The organism is Pseudomonas sp. GW822-FHT04H02 (assembly GCF_058800645.1).
In genome coordinates, this window is sequence record NZ_JBXAMM010000002.1 from 920,689 (window position 1) to 935,519 (window position 14,831).

Sequence of the window (14,831 nt, forward strand, 5' to 3'; positions counted from 1 at the left end):
AGGAACACTGACCATGAGCCGCCTGTTATTGAATTGCGACATCGGCGAAAGCTTTGGCAACTGGACCCTGGGCCTGGATGCCGAAGTCATGCCCTTTATCGACTGCGCCAACATCGCCTGCGGTTTCCACGCCGGTGACCCGGGCATCATGCGCAAGACCGTGGCCCTGGCCCTGGCCAATGGCGTGCGCATCGGTGCCCATCCGGCGTACCAGGACCTGGCCGGCTTTGGCCGCCGCTCCATGAGCTACTCGCCCGAGGAAATCCAGGACCTGCTGCACTATCAGATCGGTGCGCTGGACGGCATCTGCCGAGCCCAGGGCGGCCGGGTCGAGTACGTCAAACCCCATGGCGCGATGTACAACGACATGATGGCCAAGCCTGCGCAACTGCGGGCGGTGATCCAGGCCGTGGCAGCCTACGACCCGCAACTGCCGCTGATGCTCATGGCCACCCGCGACAACAGCGCGGCCCAGGCCCTGGGCGATGAGTACGGCGTGACCCTGTGGTTCGAAGCCTTTGCCGATCGCGCCTACGACAACGCCGGGCATCTGGTGTCGCGGCAGTTGCCGGGGGCGGTGCACCATGACGCGCAAACCATCCTCCAGCAGGCCCTGACCATCGCCCGCGGCGAGCCCCTGGCCGCCAGCGACGGCAGCGCCTTGCTGCTGCACGCCAACACACTGTGCGTGCATGGCGACAACGCCAGTTCGGTGGCGGCGGTGCAGCGCATTCGCGAGGCCCTGAACCAGCAGTCCGGCCTATGAAGCCACAGGTTGAAGTAGTCGCCATCGACTGCCTGATGGTGCGGCTGTTCGAGGTGATCGCCGAGGACAACATGCCCTGGATGCTGGCCGCCGCCGAAGGGCTGCGGCGGGCCTTCGGCGAGTCTCTGGTCGATCTGGTGCCGTCCTATACCACGCTGATGGTGCATTACGATTTGCTGGCGCTGAGCCCGTCCGAGGCCCGGCAGCGGATCGAGATCGCCTTGGCCGACCTGGCGCCCGGCACCACCCAGGCCGGGCGCGAGCACGTGCTGCCGGTGTGGTACGACCTCAGTGTCGGGCCGGAACTGGTGCTGTTGTCCCGGCGCAGCGGGCTGTCGGTGGCCGAGGTGATCGAGCGTCACAGCCAGCGTGAATATCAAGTGTTTGCCCTGGGCTTCGCTCCCGGGTTTGCCTTCATGGGGCTGGTGGAGGAGGCACTCGCGGCGCCGCGGCTGAACACCCCGCGCAAGCGGGTGGCGGCGGGCAGTGTGGGGATCGCCGAACGGCAGACCGCGGCTTACCCGGTGGTATCACCCGGGGGCTGGAACCTGATCGGCCGCACCCCGAGCCGGTTGTTCGACCGCGAGCGCGACGGCTACAGCCTGATGCAACCGGGGGACCGGGTGCGCTTTGCCCCAGTGGAGCGGGCCGAGTTCCTGCGCCTGGGGGGCGATGACACGCCACTGGAGGTGCCGGCATGAGCCGACTGACGATCGAGGCCAGCACCCCGCTGTGCCTGCTGCAGGATGCCGGGCGCTTTGGCGTGCGCCACCTGGGCGTGACCCAGGGCGGCGCGCTGGACTGGGTGTCGATGTCCTGGGCCAACTGGCTGCTGGGCAATGCCCTGGATGCGCCGGTGGTGGAAATCACCCTGGGCGGTTTCACCCTGCAGGCCGAGGACTATTGCCTGCTGGCTTTGGCCGGGGCTGATCTTGGGGCCTATGTGGATGAGCGGCCTTTGACCCCGGGGCGCAGTTTCATCCTGCAAAAGGGCCAGCGGCTGCGATTCACCCAGCCATTTTCTGGGGCCCGGGCCTATCTGGCCGCCCCTGGCGGTTTCGACGCGCCCAAGGTGTTGGGCAGTTGCGCCAGTGTGTTGCGTGAAGCCCTGGGTGGCCCCGATGGTTATGGCCGCGCCCTGAGCGAGGGTGGGGTGTTGAGTTATTCGGGAGCTGGCGGTGCGCTCAAGAGCCTGTCGGCGGAGCAACTGCCGGATTGGCAATCCGCTGCACCGCTGGAGGTGATCCTGGGGGCGCAGATCGGCCAGTTCAGCGGTTTGAGCCTGTTCGATGCCTTCAATAGCAGTTGGAGCCTGGACAGCCGGGCCGACCGCATGGGCGCGCGCTTGCTCGGGCCGGTCTTGCAGTACCAGGGCCGGCCGATGATTTCCGAGGGCATTCCCCTGGGGGCGATCCAGGTGCCGCCGGACGGCCAGCCGATCATCCTGCTCAATGACCGGCAGACCATTGGCGGCTATCCGCGATTGGGAGCGTTGACGCCGCTATCACTGGCGCGGTTGGCGCAGTGCCTGCCGGGCAGCGAAGTGCGCCTGGCGCCGGTGGTACAGGAGACGGCGCATCGGCAGCAGGTGGCGTTCCTGCGCCGGTTCGGGTGAGGGGCTGAAAGCTTCGCCGGCAAGCCGGCTCCTACATCGCCCTGTAGGAGCCGGCTTGCTGGCGAACGGGTTTATTTGGACAGGAAGCGCATGCCTTCTTCCAGGCCACGCAGGGTCAGGGGGTACATCTGGTCTTCGATCAACTCGCGAACGATATTGGTCGAAGCGGTGTAGCCCCAGGTGTCCTTGGGATAGGGGTTGATCCAGATGAGCTTCTTGTACTTCTCCATGAAGCGCTGCATCCACACGTAGCCGGCTTCTTCGTTCCAGTGCTCCACGCTGCCGCCGGCCTGGGTGATTTCATAGGGCGCCATGGCGGCATCGCCGACGAAGATCACTTTGTAGTCGGCGCCGTACTTGTGCAGCAGGTCCTGGGTCGAGGTGCGCTCGGAGCCGCGGCGCATGTTGTTCTTCCACACCGACTCATAGATGAAGTTGTGGAAGTAGTAGTACTCCAGGTGCTTGAACTCGGTCTTGCAGGCCGAGAACAGTTCCTCGCAGATCTTCACGTGGGCATCCATGGAACCGCCGATGTCGAACAGCAACAGCAACTTGATGCTGTTGCGCCGTTCCGGGCGCATCTGGATGTTCAGCAGCCCGGCATCCCGGGCGGTGTGGTCGATGGTGCCGTCGATGTCCAGCTCCTCCGCCGCACCCTGGCGCGCGAACTTGCGCAGCCGGCGCAGGGCCACCTTGATGTTGCGGGTGCCCAGTTCCACCGAGTCGTCGAGGTTCTTGTACTCGCGCTGGTCCCAGACTTTCACCGCCTTGCCCTGGCGCTTGCCGGCATCGCCGACGCGGATGCCTTCCGGGTTGAAGCCACCGGAGCCGAACGGGCTGGTGCCGCCGGTGCCGATCCACTTGTTGCCGCCGGCATGGCGTTCCTTCTGTTCTTCCAGGCGTTTCTTGAACTCTTCGATGAGCTTGTCCAGGCCGCCCAGGGACTGGATCTGCGCCCGCTCTTCATCCGTCAGCGAGCGCTCGAACTCCTTGCGCAGCCAATCCTCGGGGATCAGCGCCTGCAGGTGGTCGTCGAGTTTTTCCAGGCCGTTGAAGTAGGCGCCGAAGGCCCGGTCGAACTTGTCGAAATGCCGTTCGTCCTTCACCAGGATCGCCCGGGCGAGGTAGTAGAACTCGTCCATGTCGGCGAAGGTCACGCGCTGCTTGAGCGCGTTGATCAGGTCCAGCAGCTCGCGCACCGACACCGGCACCTTGGCCGCGCGCATTTCATTGAACAGGTTGAGCAGCATGGCATCAGCCTCTTAACGACTACCGCGACGGCTCATGAACGCCAGGCGTTCGAGCAATTGCACATCCTGCTCGTTCTTCACCAGGGCGCCGGCCAGGGGCGGGATGGCCTTGGTCGGATCGCGCTCGCGCAGCACCGCTTCGCCGATGTTGTCGGCCATCAGCAGCTTGAGCCAGTCCACCAGTTCCGAGGTCGAGGGCTTCTTCTTCAGGCCCGGCACTTTGCGCACATCGAAGAACACGTCCAGGGCTTCGCTGACCAGGTCCTTCTTGATGTCCGGGTAGTGCACATCGACGATCTTCTGCAGGGTGGTGCGGTCGGGGAAGGCGATGTAGTGGAAGAAGCAGCGACGCAGGAAGGCGTCCGGCAGCTCTTTCTCGTTGTTGGAGGTAATGATGATGATCGGCCGCTGCTTGGCCTTGATGGTCTCGTCGATCTCGTAGACGTAGAACTCCATCTTGTCGAGTTCCTGCAGCAGGTCGTTGGGGAACTCGATGTCGGCCTTGTCGATCTCGTCGATCAGCAGGATCACCCGCTCCTCGGATTCGAAGGCCTCCCACAGCTTGCCCTTCTTCAGGTAGTTGCGGATGTCGTGCACCTTGTCCACGCCCAGTTGCGAATCGCGCAGGCGGCTGACCGCGTCGTACTCGTACAGGCCCTGGTGGGCCTTGGTGGTGGACTTGATGTGCCAGGTGATCAGCTTGGCGCCGAAGGATTCGGCCAGTTGCTCGGCAAGCATGGTCTTGCCGGTGCCGGGTTCGCCCTTGACCAGCAGCGGACGCTCCAGGGTGATGGCGGCATTGACTGCCAGCTTCAGGTCATCGGTGGCGACATATGCGCTGGTGCCTTCGAACTTCATCTGCAATTCCTCGAACGGTGACGGCGAGCTGCCCGGGGCAGGTCGATTGAATGGGGAGTGATGGCGCGACTATAACGCGCTGCCCGGTCGACTGTGAACGTGGACGCCCCATTCAGTCTCTGAATGGAGCGTCACGGGGTGACTCAGTCAGGCGACGGCTTGGGCTGCTCGTAGCGGGCATTGAAGGCCTGGATGAAACCGTTGCGCAAGATCTGCAAAAACGCCTGGAACGCGCTGATATCTTGCTGGTGCACACTGCCGCTGAGTTCGACCCGGGTGGCGAACTGGTTCTTGCGCTGGTTCTTCAGGAGGTTCTCCCCGGCGCCCACCAGGGCCTCCCACACCGAGCGGAAAATGCTCTTGTTGCGGTTCTCCACGTCCTGCTGCCAGTTGAAGACTTCCACGTCCCGCAACAGCGGCTTGATATAGCCGTGCAACTGGCCCTTCTCGGCCTGGGCTTCGATCACCACGTCACCGTGCCCGGCATTGAAGTCGAACTTGCCGTAGGCCGAGGCGAAGTCGTTGAAGCGCTTGAGCTCGATATCCCGGGCCCGCAGGCGGAACTCGAAGTTCTCGAAGTTGCTCAAGGGGTCGAAGGTGGCGGTGCTTTCCATGGGCGCCTGGCCCTGGAGCAGGGCCTTGCCGTCGAAGCGCGCATCGCGCTTGCCCTGGGTGTCCACCACGTTGGTCAGGTTGTAGAAGCTGGCGTTGACCTGGGTCGCGCCGATGTTCACCGGCGGCTTGGAGCTGAAGTTGCGAAAGTGGATCTTGCCGTCATCGATCCGCACTTCGTCGAGGGTGATGGGCAGCAGCTTGCCCAGTTGGGCCCGCCAGTCGGTGCCCTCACCGGTCTGCGATGCCTGCTTGTCGGCCCCGCCGTCGACGAAGTTCAGCTCCGGCTGGATGAACTGCACCTTGGCCACTACCGCGTGGTCGTACCACAGCGAATGCCAGCTCACCGAGAGGTCGATCAGCGGCGCCTTGACGAAGGGCACCGGCACCTTGCCGCTGACCTTGACGATCTCCAGGCCATTGATGCGGTAGGCGCCGCGCCACAGGGCCAGGTCAATGTCGCTGATGCGTCCGCGGTAGTCGCCCATGTCCGCCAGCTTGTCGTTCAAGTAGTCGCGCACCAGGTAGGGCAGGGCGATATGCAGGGCCACCAGCAGCACCACCAGGCTTGCCAGGACCCACAGGGGCCAACGGTAACGAGCTTTCATGATCAGCAGCCTCCAGCCGTATACAGGCATTGACTGCGTCCGTTGGCAGACGTTCGAGTCAATGTTCCCGGGGTGGCCTGGGGCGCAGGTTCGGGGAACGCAGGAGCCGGGCCATGAACTCGGCGTCGCTGATGTGTCTCTTGCATAGGCGCGACCGGCCCGGCTGGCCCGGGTGTTGCGCGACTGGACGCTCAAGGGCGCCAGGCATACCCTTGGGGACTTCTTCACTGCTGCATAAGGACCCAGCCATGAGCCGAATTTTTGCTGATAACGCCCATTCCATCGGCAATACGCCCTTGGTGCAGATCAACCGCATCGCCCCGCGCGGGGTGACCATCCTGGCCAAGATCGAAGGGCGCAACCCGGGCTATTCGGTGAAGTGCCGGATCGGCGCGAACATGATCTGGGACGCCGAAAGCAGCGGCAAGCTCAAGCCGGGCATGACCATCGTCGAGCCCACGTCGGGCAACACCGGGATCGGCCTGGCCTTCGTCGCCGCCGCCCGTGGCTACAAGCTGATGCTGACCATGCCGGCGTCCATGAGCATCGAGCGGCGCAAGGTGCTCAAGGCCCTGGGCGCCGAGCTGGTGCTCACCGAGCCGGCCAAGGGCATGAAGGGGGCGATCGAAAAGGCGGCGGAAATCGTTGCCAGCGACCCGGCCAGGTACTTCATGCCGCAGCAGTTCGATAACCCGGCCAACCCGGCGATCCACGAAAAGACCACCGGTCCGGAAATCTGGAACGATACCGACGGCGCGGTGGACGTGCTGGTGGCCGGGGTTGGCACAGGGGGCACCATCAGCGGTGTGTCGCGCTACATCAAGAAGACCCAGGGCAAGCCGATTCTCTCGGTGGCGGTGGAGCCGGCGACTTCTCCGGTGATCACCCAGAAACTCGCCGGTGAAGAGATCAAGCCCAGCCCCCACAAGATCCAGGGCATCGGTGCCGGTTTCGTGCCCAGGAACCTGGACCTGGCGATGGTCGACCGGGTGGAGCTGGTGACCGATGAAGAGTCCAAGGCCATGGCCCTGCGGCTGATGCAGGAAGAGGGCATCCTCTGCGGCATCTCCTGCGGCGCGGCGATGGCGGTGGCGGTACGCCTGGCGGAAACCCCGGAAATGCAGGGCAAGACCATCGTGGTGATCCTGCCGGACTCCGGTGAGCGCTACCTGTCGAGCATGCTCTTCAGCGACCTGTTCACCGAGCAGGAAAACCAGCAGTAAGCACGGATCAGGCATTCGCCCGCAGGAGCCGGCTTGCCGGCGAATGCTGACCCATATCAGGCCAGGGCCTGGCTGCTTATGCTACTTAACGCCTTTGTTGCATAACCGTTAACGCTGAATGTTGGGTTGTGCGGGTTTTTCCAGGGCCCAGGAGTGTTTATCATTGCCGGCTGCCAGGTCGGGTGAACGCTCCCCCTACAGGTGCCTATTTCCAAGGAGTCGTTGCATGAGCTTTTCCTTTACCGCCAAGGTCGCGGTGTTGTCGCTGTTCGTCGGCAGCATTCTCTACGTGCACCTGCGCGGCAAGGCGCGTCTGCCGGTACTGCGCCAGTTCGTCAACCATTCGGCGCTGTTCGCCCCCTATAACGCCCTGATGTACCTGTTCTCCGGGGTGCCTTCCAAGCCGTACCTGGACCGCAGCAAGTTTCCCGAGCTGGACATCCTGCGGGACAACTGGGAAGTGATCCGCGAAGAGGCCATGCACCTGTTCGACGAGGGTTACATCCGCGCCGCCGAGAAGAACAACGATGCCGGTTTCGGTTCCTTCTTCAAGAAGGGCTGGAAGCGCTTCTACCTCAAGTGGTACGACAAGCCGCTGCCTTCGGCCGAGGCCCTGTGCCCGAAGACCGTCGAGCTGGTGAGCGCGATTCCCAACGTCAAGGGCGCGATGTTCGCGCTGTTGCCCGGCGGCAGCCACCTCAACCCGCACCGCGATCCCTTCGCCGGTTCCCTGCGTTATCACCTGGGCCTGTCGACCCCCAACTCCGATGCCTGCCGGATCTTCGTCGATGGCCAGGAGTACGCCTGGCGCGACGGTGAAGACGTGATGTTCGACGAGACCTACGTGCATTGGGTGAAGAACGAAACCGAGATCACCCGGGTGATCCTGTTCTGCGACATCGAGCGTCCGCTGAGCAGCCGCCTGATGACCCGCATCAACCGCTGGGTCAGCGCCCAACTGGGCCGCGCCACCGCGCCGCAGAACCTGGACGACGAGCGTGTCGGCGGGATCAACCAGGCCTACGCCTGGAGCAAGCGCTTCAGCGACAGCTTCAGTGGCGTGGTCAAGCAGTGGAAGCGCCGCCATCCCAAGCTGTACCGCATCCTGCGCCCGGTGCTGGCAGTGGTGGTGCTGGTAGTCCTGTGGAAGTGGCTGTTCGGATAAATCTTGCAATGAATATCGGGCGCTGGTTATATTCGGCGTCCGATGAGTCCAGCGACTCAGGTTTTTCCTCTCTCGAGAACCATCAGTACATGGCCTTTTCCCTTCTCAGCGCGGTAGTGGTTTCAGCGGTCAACGCTGGCGTCGTGCCGTGCGGGAATCAGCAGCCTGTGCAGATCGGTCATTACCCCCCACCTGTCAGTAGCACGCCGGTGTACGCAGTCGTATCACCGCCGGGCGTTGGCTTCTCGGGCTGATCAGCAACCGCTGCTGCTCCCTGCGCCCGCCTGAAAAAAACACTACTGAACTTCAGCCTCGGCTGAATTGGCTTCTTGCCTGATTACAGGTGGTTTTCATGTTGCTCATTTCAAAAAAGTCCGCGCTCGCGGCCGCTTCCACGAGCCTGTTCGTCCTGCTCTGGAGCAGTGGCGCCATCTTCTCCAAATGGGGCCTGGCCCACGCTTCACCCTTTGCCTTCCTGCTGCTGCGCTTCGTCATTGCCCTGATCGGCCTGATGCTGCTGGCGCCCCTGCTCAAGCTCAGGTTGCCCCGGGGGCGCCGGGCCATGGGCTTTGCCGTGGCCACCGGCCTGGTGCTGCTGGGGGCCTACCAGATCTTCTACATCCTGGCCCTGGACCTGAAGGTGACCCCCGGGGTCATGGCCACCATCATGGGGGTGCAGCCGATCCTCACGGTGGTGCTGATGGAGCGCCAGCGCTCCTGGAGCCGGCTGTTTGGCCTGAGCCTGGGGCTGGCCGGGCTGGTGATGGTGGTCTACCAGAGCATCGGCCTGGCGGGGATGTCCATCACCGGCATGCTGTGCGGGCTGCTGGCCCTGGTCAGCATGACCGCCGGTTCGATCATGCAGAAACGCATCACCGACAATCCCCTGGGCACGCTGCCGGTGCAGTACCTGGCAGGGCTGCTGCTGTGCGCGCTGTTCGTGCCGTTCCAGCCGTTTCACTTCGAGCACAGCGCAGGTTTCGTGATTCCACTGCTGTGGATGGGGCTGGTGGTGTCGGTGCTGGCCACGCTGTTGCTGTATCGGCTGATTGCCCAGGGCAACCTGGTGAATGTCACCAGCCTGTTCTACCTGGTGCCCGCGGTGACCGCGCTGATGGACTACCTGTTCTTCGGCAACCGCCTGGGGCTGCTGAGCCTGGTGGGCATGGGCCTGATCATCGTCGGGCTGGTGTTCGTGTTCCGCAAGCAGCCTTGACCGCCCTGGGCGGCGTGAGCTCTGCGCGCCGTCGCTGACGACACCGGCCGGGTGCAATGCCCGGTCGGTTGTTTTCCCTATTTATGGCATGAAGGGTCGACTTTTATGTCGAATGGTGGCCATATGGCATCATTGTCGAAAAGGTACTCGCCAACAGCATTGGGACAGGGCTTCAGCGCCGCGTGAGGCAGCTCGAAGAGTCGCCTGAGCAACGCTTGCAGGTGATTTTGATAACCAGTTGATTGGACTTCTTTTCTAATGCTTCCAAACAGTCCATCAGACTTTTCTCAAAATCTAAAGCCCGTACCTAGACTGACGATACAGTCCTTACACACAAGGAGAGTCAGGATGAACGTAGCGCTTGCTTCCACTGCTTTGAGTCTGTTCCTTGGGCTATCGGGCAGTTGCCTTGCCGCCACTCCCTCAGGGCAAGGCATCATCCGTTTTTACGGCAAGATCGTAGAGTCCAACTGCACCTCCAATGCTGCCAGCGATGGGCTGAACTTGCGGCAGTGCCCTCAGGGCTCGCGCGGGGGATCCATTGACGTTCGGCGGGTCGACCCGCTGGCCAGCGCCAGCGGCCCGGGAAACTCCGTAGTCAAGGTCAAGCTCCTGGCCGACAGCGGGCGCGAGGGGCGCTATTACGACCAGCACTATGCCGTTATCGACCAGGCCGGCAAGGCCGTGACCTCGGGCGCCTACCTGATCACCCTGAGTGTTCCTTGAAGCCGCAGCCGTCGGCAGCCTCTGGCCATAGCACGCCAAGCTGAGGGCCTGGCTGCCGCCCGATCAGCGATATGGCGCGGCGTAGCCGCCGCACCGTGGTCATGGCCGGGTCAGAACTGGTAGCTAGCGTTCAGGCGCAGGCCGTGCTCGCTGGACGCATCACCCAGTTGCGCGCTGTATGCGGCGCCCAGGCTCAACTCAGGGGTCAGCCGGGTTTCCACGCCCGTTTCGAGTACTGCACTGTTGCGTGAATAGGCCACGCCTTCGACACGGAAAGCATCACTTGCGTCGAAACGATAGGTGTTGGCCGGTGTAGCGCCGGCCAAGGCATGTTTCCAGCCGGCACTGGCAAAGAGGCTGAGCGACTTGCCGCTGTCCAGTGGCTTGCTGGCACTGGCACGCAACCCCAGGGTGGCGAACGTTTGTTGGTCCGAGACCTGTTTGGCGCTCAGGGCCGCGAGGCCCCCATGTTCCTTGAAGCCATCGCTCTTGACCTGCACGTGGGTCAGGTTGGCAAAGGGTTCCAGCTGTACTGAAGGGCCGAAGTCCAGGCGCCGGCCCACTTCACCGAACGCCTGCAGGGTGCCGGCTTGATGGGTGGACTGCAGATGGTCGCTATAGCCGGCAAAGTTCACCGAACGCTTGGCGTCGATCCGGCTCCAGGTGTAGGCCAGGCCGCCACGCAGGTCGAAGTCGCTGACCTGGGCCCCGCCATAGACCCCCAGGTGGATATTGTCGTTGTCGCTGGAAGCATCCCGTGACGAGCTTTTCAGTTCCGTTCGGCTGTAACCGGTTAACGCGCCGATATGACCGCTGTCACCGACCTGGGTGTCGACACCGGCGAGCACGCCCTGGGTGTCGCTGCGCAATCTGGCGACATTGCTGCCCCCCTTGAGCTCCCCCCAGTTGCCCAGCGTGGTGATCCAGGGGGTCAGGCCTGAATCGCTGTCACGGCTGGCGCCACTGTCCTGGGTGGCGGTCACCGAACGTAGGCGACTGTTTGCCGCGTCGCGGACCAGGCGGCTGTCCTGGATCAGCGCCGAACGGGTCGAACTGTGGAAATCCCCGGACAGTTGCTCGAAGGCCGCGCGGGCCTGGTGATCGTCGGGCAGGTAGGCGATGGCCTCGAATAGTTTGTTGTGCACCGGTGGCGTCAGAGCCGGTACGGCAGAACCCTTCAGGCTTTGCAGCGCAGTGGCCGTGGCGCGCTGGTTGCGCGAGAGGGCGGCGTCCTGGAACAGACGGGTCTGCTGTACATCCAGGTAGGCGTTGTGGCTGTCGTAGTTATCCACCAGATTGTAGAACGTCGAGACTCGGGTATCGCCGGTCAGGTTGTAGCGACCGCTCAGGCCCTGCTGGGTCGCGAGGATCAGGTAGCGCCTGTCCAGCTCGTAGCGGGCGCTGTCGAGCTTGTCGGCGTTGACGATGCTGCCGGCGTCCAGCCGCGCTGCGCCGTTCACCTGCAGTCGGTCGTTGGCGCCAGTGCTCAGCAGTTCGGTGTAGAAGGTCGAGCCGCTGTGCTGGTCCAGGTTGCCAGACACGGTGAGGGTGCCGATGTCGTTGCCCGGGGCCACTGTGGCACCGTCGTGCAGGGTGACATTGCCGACCTGGCCATTGCCGGCCAGGGTCGCGCCCGCATGCACGTCGGTGGAGCCACCGAGGGTGCCGTTGACGGCGAGGATACCGGCTTCGACCTGGCTTTGGCCGTGGAAGTTGGAACTGTTGCCGCTCAGTTCGGTGCGGCCGGTACCGCGCTTGTTGAGCGTACCGCTACCCGCCATTGAGCCCCCGAAGCGGTAGCTGTCGGCGCGGTTCAACACCAGGCTGCCGGGCGCATCGATCTGCACGTCACCGAGAATCGAGCCGCTGCGGCCGCCGCTTGTGCCGGCACCCAGTTGCAGGGTGCCGTTGCTGATCAGCGTGCCGCCGCTGTAGGTGTTTTCTGCGGTGAGCACGGTGGTACCGGTGCCACGTTGCTCGACCGAGCCGCTACCGGAAATCACCTGGTCGTACTGGTACGAGTTGTTGCGATCGAACACCACCTGGCCATCGTTGCCGATATCGCTCAGTACTGCGCCGGCACTGCCGTTGTGGGCGCCGATGTGCAGGCTGGCGTTGCGATCGACCTGCACCTGTCCGGCCATGGCGTTGTTCAGCAGCAGTTCGCCACCCTGGACATGCAGTTCGCCGCTGAAGGTGCTGGAGTCACCGTTGAACAGGGTCTGTCCGGCGATGTGGCTGATGCGTCCATGGCCTTCGAAGCCGGCGTCGAACGAGTGGTCGCTGTCGCTATGGTTGAACTGGACCAGCCCCTGGCCCAGGCCGAAGATCACCCGTGCGGCATCCAGTTGGCCCGCAGCCCGAGCGTCAGCGGCATTGGCGCTGGCCGCCCCCACATAGAGCGCAGCGCTGGCGCTGGCGTCCCGGGCAATCTGCAGGGCGCCGCTGCCGACCCTGGCCTGGCCTTGATCGGCCAGCGTCAGGGCCGCCTTGCCGCTCTGGCCCAGGGTCATGTTGCCGGAGACGTTCAATTGGCTGCCTGCGCCACTGATGTTGATAGCGCTGGTGGCGCCCGGGTCGGCCGCCACAATGCTGTCCCGAGCGTTGACCTGAGCGCCGTTGCCGACGGTCAGCGAACCGTTGCCGGCACCGCCGACAGTCAATGTCTTGTCGCTGGTCAGGGTTGCGCCGCCATCGACGTTGAGCGCGCCAGATGCACCCTGCTCGGCGCTGATCAGAGCATTGCCCTGGGTGTGGGCTCGCGAGCCGCTGCCCAGGTTCAACTCGCCGGACCCGCTTTTGCCGACGATCAAGTCACCGGCTGTGCCCAGTCTTGCGCCGTTGTTGAATGAGGCCTTGCCCACGGCGCCTTGTACGCTGCCCAGGGTGAGTGCGTCGGCGATTTCCAGCCAGCCGTTGCCGCCCACATTCAACTGGCCCAGGCCATTGCTACTGGTGCCGACGTTGAGACTGCCGATCATTTGTGCGCTATCCAATTGCGCGACATCGTTGGTTCCCCTGCTGAGCGGCCTGTCAACGTTGACGACTTCATTGCTGGCGGGAGCGCCCTTGCTCCAGTTGCCATTTCTTTCCCAGGCGTTGTCTTCGTTGACCCGATAGGCGTTGCCGTTCGGGTCGACTGCCAGGTGGTAGGCATCCCCGGTCCAGGTCGTCTCGGCAAGGACCGCGGGGGATAACGAACTCAGTGCTAGAGCAACAGCGGTCGTGGTACTGGCGTATTTGAAATGGTTCTTTTGCAACATTTTATTCTTCAAGGCGATGCCTGTTCAGTCGAGGGTTTGAAAACAACATTGAGCGTGTTGGCAAATAGCGTTGTGCAAGGGGGGAGTTACAGCGTTGGAGGGGCTAACTCTCGAGACGAAATAAGAACTATTGGGTTGTGAGTTGTCCTAGGCTCGTGCTGTAAAAAAGTCCGACTCGAGTGTTGTATTCATGCAAGTTCTGGCGGTGTTGGAACGGTCCGGGAAGTTGCAATGGGTTCGGTGGTTCAAAGAGGATAGGGGCGTGCTACAGGCAGGGGCAGAGGGGAGATGGAGTATTTCGGGGGAGTAAGGAATATCTGATTAAAGGCGCAGAATCGTCTTTGTTATTTGTAGGTTGTTTAAGTTGTTTTAGATTGGAAGTGTCTGATACTTGATTTCTGGATCAGTAGAATTTCATCTTTCCAGATTTTTTGCGGGGGAGTGTGACGAGGATGGAAGTGTGTTTTAGATGAGGCGGTGGGGGGAGTGCTTGAAAGTTGTTTTTAACTTTCCTTGTTATTCCACCACCGCAGGTATCTGGGGGAGATCAGCGATCGGTCAGCTATTCGCTCGGGATGGCCCGGGGTCCCGGCCTGAGCACCAGCCACAGCGCGGCGGCAATCAGCGCGCCGCCATACAGGTGGGCCATGGACAGCGGCTCGTCCAGCAGCAACGCGCCCCACAGTACGCCGAATGGCGGGATCATGAAGGTCACGGTCATCGAACGCACCGGGCCGATGGCGCTGAGCAGGCGGAAATACAGCACGTAGGCAAACGCGGTGCAGCCCAGCCCCAGCCCCAAAAGCGATAGCCATACGCTCCAGCCACCCCAGCTGGGGGGCGGCTGGCTGATGGCGTTGTAGGCGAACAGCGGCAACAGCAGCAGGGTCGCTCCCAGCATGCTGCCCAGGGCCGACAGGCGGCTGTCCAGGCCGCCGGCCTGGTCCAGCCAGCGTCGGGCGAGGAACCCGGCGAAGCCGTAGCAGGTGGTGGCCATCAAGCAGGACAGGGCGCCCAGCAGCAGGTCTCGGTCGAAGGCCACGGGGCCGGCGCGGGTCAGGATGCCGACGCCGAGCAGGCCCAGGCAGACCCCGGCGAATTTGCTCGGGGTCAGGCGTTCATGGAAAAACAGGCCGCCGATCAACACCCCCATCAACGGCGTGGTGGCATTGAAGATCGCCGAGTAGCCGGCGGGCAGCACCTGGGCCGCCACCGAGTACATCGTCGCGGGTATCCCGGAGTTGATCACCCCGAGCAGCAGCACGGTCTTGAGCTTGCCGCGAAAGTTCCAGTCGACCCGCATCAACGCCAGCATCACCAGCAGCCCGAGCGCGGCGATGGACACCCGGAAGAAGGCCGTGGGCACGCTGCCCAGTACCGGGGCGATGATGCGCATGAACAAGAAGCTCGCGCCCCAGATGGCGGCCAGCGACAGCAGGCGCAGCAGATCGACAGGTTTCACAGGAGGTTCCTTGGGTTCGGGGCGAGGGATCTTGCCCAGCGTGGCCGGGCATGGCAAACCTTATTGG

The 14,831-nt window shown here is 63.2% G+C and carries 12 protein-coding genes; 7 read left to right on the top strand and 5 right to left on the bottom strand.

Annotation, left to right across the window (positions count from 1 at the left end; translation table 11 throughout):
- Positions 1–13: 13 nt before the first annotated feature.
- The 3 genes from AC1RMG_RS11045 to AC1RMG_RS11055 are packed head-to-tail and all read left to right on the top strand — an operon-like array spanning position 14 to position 2,381.
- Complete coding sequence (locus tag AC1RMG_RS11045) at positions 14–766, top strand: 5-oxoprolinase subunit PxpA (RefSeq protein ID WP_015634555.1); 753 nt, start codon at positions 14–16, stop codon at positions 764–766.
- Positions 763–1,467, top strand: a complete 705-nt coding sequence (pxpB, locus tag AC1RMG_RS11050) for a 5-oxoprolinase subunit PxpB (RefSeq protein WP_053156828.1) — start codon at positions 763–765, stop codon at positions 1,465–1,467. The genes AC1RMG_RS11045 and pxpB overlap by 4 nt, the downstream gene beginning before the upstream one ends.
- Positions 1,464–2,381, top strand: a complete 918-nt coding sequence (locus tag AC1RMG_RS11055) for a 5-oxoprolinase subunit C family protein (protein ID WP_019093317.1) — start codon at positions 1,464–1,466, stop codon at positions 2,379–2,381. The genes pxpB and AC1RMG_RS11055 overlap by 4 nt, the downstream gene beginning before the upstream one ends.
- 71 nt (positions 2,382–2,452) lie before the next feature.
- Here the strand turns inward: AC1RMG_RS11055 and AC1RMG_RS11060 are convergent, their stop codons facing one another.
- From AC1RMG_RS11060 to AC1RMG_RS11070, 3 genes are all read right to left on the bottom strand, one after another.
- Positions 2,453–3,631: a vWA domain-containing protein gene (locus AC1RMG_RS11060; RefSeq protein ID WP_011059854.1), complete on the bottom strand. Its 1,179-nt coding sequence runs from the start codon at positions 3,629–3,631 to the stop codon at positions 2,453–2,455.
- A gap of 12 nt (positions 3,632–3,643) precedes the next feature.
- Positions 3,644–4,489 carry an AAA family ATPase gene (locus AC1RMG_RS11065; protein WP_011059855.1) on the bottom strand — a complete coding sequence of 282 codons (846 nt, stop codon included), beginning with the start codon at positions 4,487–4,489 and terminating at the stop codon, positions 3,644–3,646.
- A gap of 143 nt (positions 4,490–4,632) precedes the next feature.
- Positions 4,633–5,709, bottom strand: coding sequence for a DUF748 domain-containing protein (locus AC1RMG_RS11070; RefSeq protein WP_053156838.1), 1,077 nt, complete (start codon positions 5,707–5,709; stop codon positions 4,633–4,635).
- Between the two features lie 248 nt (positions 5,710–5,957).
- On the opposite strand from AC1RMG_RS11070, the gene cysK reads away from it, so the two are divergent.
- From cysK to AC1RMG_RS11090, 4 genes are all read left to right on the top strand, one after another.
- Entirely contained in the window at positions 5,958–6,932 is a 975-nt protein-coding gene (gene cysK, locus AC1RMG_RS11075; protein ID WP_011059857.1) for a cysteine synthase A, read from the top strand.
- 226 nt (positions 6,933–7,158) lie between these two features.
- Positions 7,159–8,097 (top strand): aspartyl/asparaginyl beta-hydroxylase domain-containing protein, encoded by a 939-nt coding sequence (locus AC1RMG_RS11080; protein WP_011059858.1) that lies wholly within the window; start codon positions 7,159–7,161, stop codon positions 8,095–8,097.
- 352 nt (positions 8,098–8,449) lie between these two features.
- Positions 8,450–9,313: a DMT family transporter gene (locus AC1RMG_RS11085; protein WP_019093320.1), complete on the top strand. Its 864-nt coding sequence runs from the start codon at positions 8,450–8,452 to the stop codon at positions 9,311–9,313.
- A 348-nt stretch (positions 9,314–9,661) separates the two neighbouring features.
- Positions 9,662–10,039, top strand: a complete 378-nt coding sequence (locus tag AC1RMG_RS11090) for a type 1 fimbrial protein (protein ID WP_493169213.1) — start codon at positions 9,662–9,664, stop codon at positions 10,037–10,039.
- A 110-nt stretch (positions 10,040–10,149) separates the two neighbouring features.
- Here AC1RMG_RS11090 and AC1RMG_RS11095 read toward each other — a convergent pair whose 3' ends face one another.
- Both AC1RMG_RS11095 and AC1RMG_RS11100 read right to left on the bottom strand, forming a co-directional pair.
- Complete coding sequence (locus tag AC1RMG_RS11095) at positions 10,150–13,302, bottom strand: autotransporter outer membrane beta-barrel domain-containing protein (RefSeq protein WP_368994411.1); 3,153 nt, start codon at positions 13,300–13,302, stop codon at positions 10,150–10,152.
- 562 nt (positions 13,303–13,864) lie between these two features.
- On the bottom strand, positions 13,865–14,764 hold the full coding sequence (locus AC1RMG_RS11100; protein WP_077933554.1) for a DMT family transporter: 900 nt from the start codon (positions 14,762–14,764) through the stop codon (positions 13,865–13,867).
- Positions 14,765–14,831 lie beyond the last annotated feature (67 nt).

Coding starts and splice junctions, on each gene's coding strand:
- AC1RMG_RS11045 (WP_015634555.1), top strand. CDS start 14: ATGAGCCGCCTGTTATTGAATTGCGACATCGGCGAAAGCTTTGGCAAC.
- pxpB (WP_053156828.1), top strand. CDS start 763: ATGAAGCCACAGGTTGAAGTAGTCGCCATCGACTGCCTGATGGTGCGG.
- AC1RMG_RS11055 (WP_019093317.1), top strand. CDS start 1,464: ATGAGCCGACTGACGATCGAGGCCAGCACCCCGCTGTGCCTGCTGCAG.
- AC1RMG_RS11060 (WP_011059854.1), bottom strand. CDS start 3,631: ATGCTGCTCAACCTGTTCAATGAAATGCGCGCGGCCAAGGTGCCGGTG.
- AC1RMG_RS11065 (WP_011059855.1), bottom strand. CDS start 4,489: ATGAAGTTCGAAGGCACCAGCGCATATGTCGCCACCGATGACCTGAAG.
- AC1RMG_RS11070 (WP_053156838.1), bottom strand. CDS start 5,709: ATGAAAGCTCGTTACCGTTGGCCCCTGTGGGTCCTGGCAAGCCTGGTG.
- cysK (WP_011059857.1), top strand. CDS start 5,958: ATGAGCCGAATTTTTGCTGATAACGCCCATTCCATCGGCAATACGCCC.
- AC1RMG_RS11080 (WP_011059858.1), top strand. CDS start 7,159: ATGAGCTTTTCCTTTACCGCCAAGGTCGCGGTGTTGTCGCTGTTCGTC.
- AC1RMG_RS11085 (WP_019093320.1), top strand. CDS start 8,450: ATGTTGCTCATTTCAAAAAAGTCCGCGCTCGCGGCCGCTTCCACGAGC.
- AC1RMG_RS11090 (WP_493169213.1), top strand. CDS start 9,662: ATGAACGTAGCGCTTGCTTCCACTGCTTTGAGTCTGTTCCTTGGGCTA.
- AC1RMG_RS11095 (WP_368994411.1), bottom strand. CDS start 13,302: ATGTTGCAAAAGAACCATTTCAAATACGCCAGTACCACGACCGCTGTT.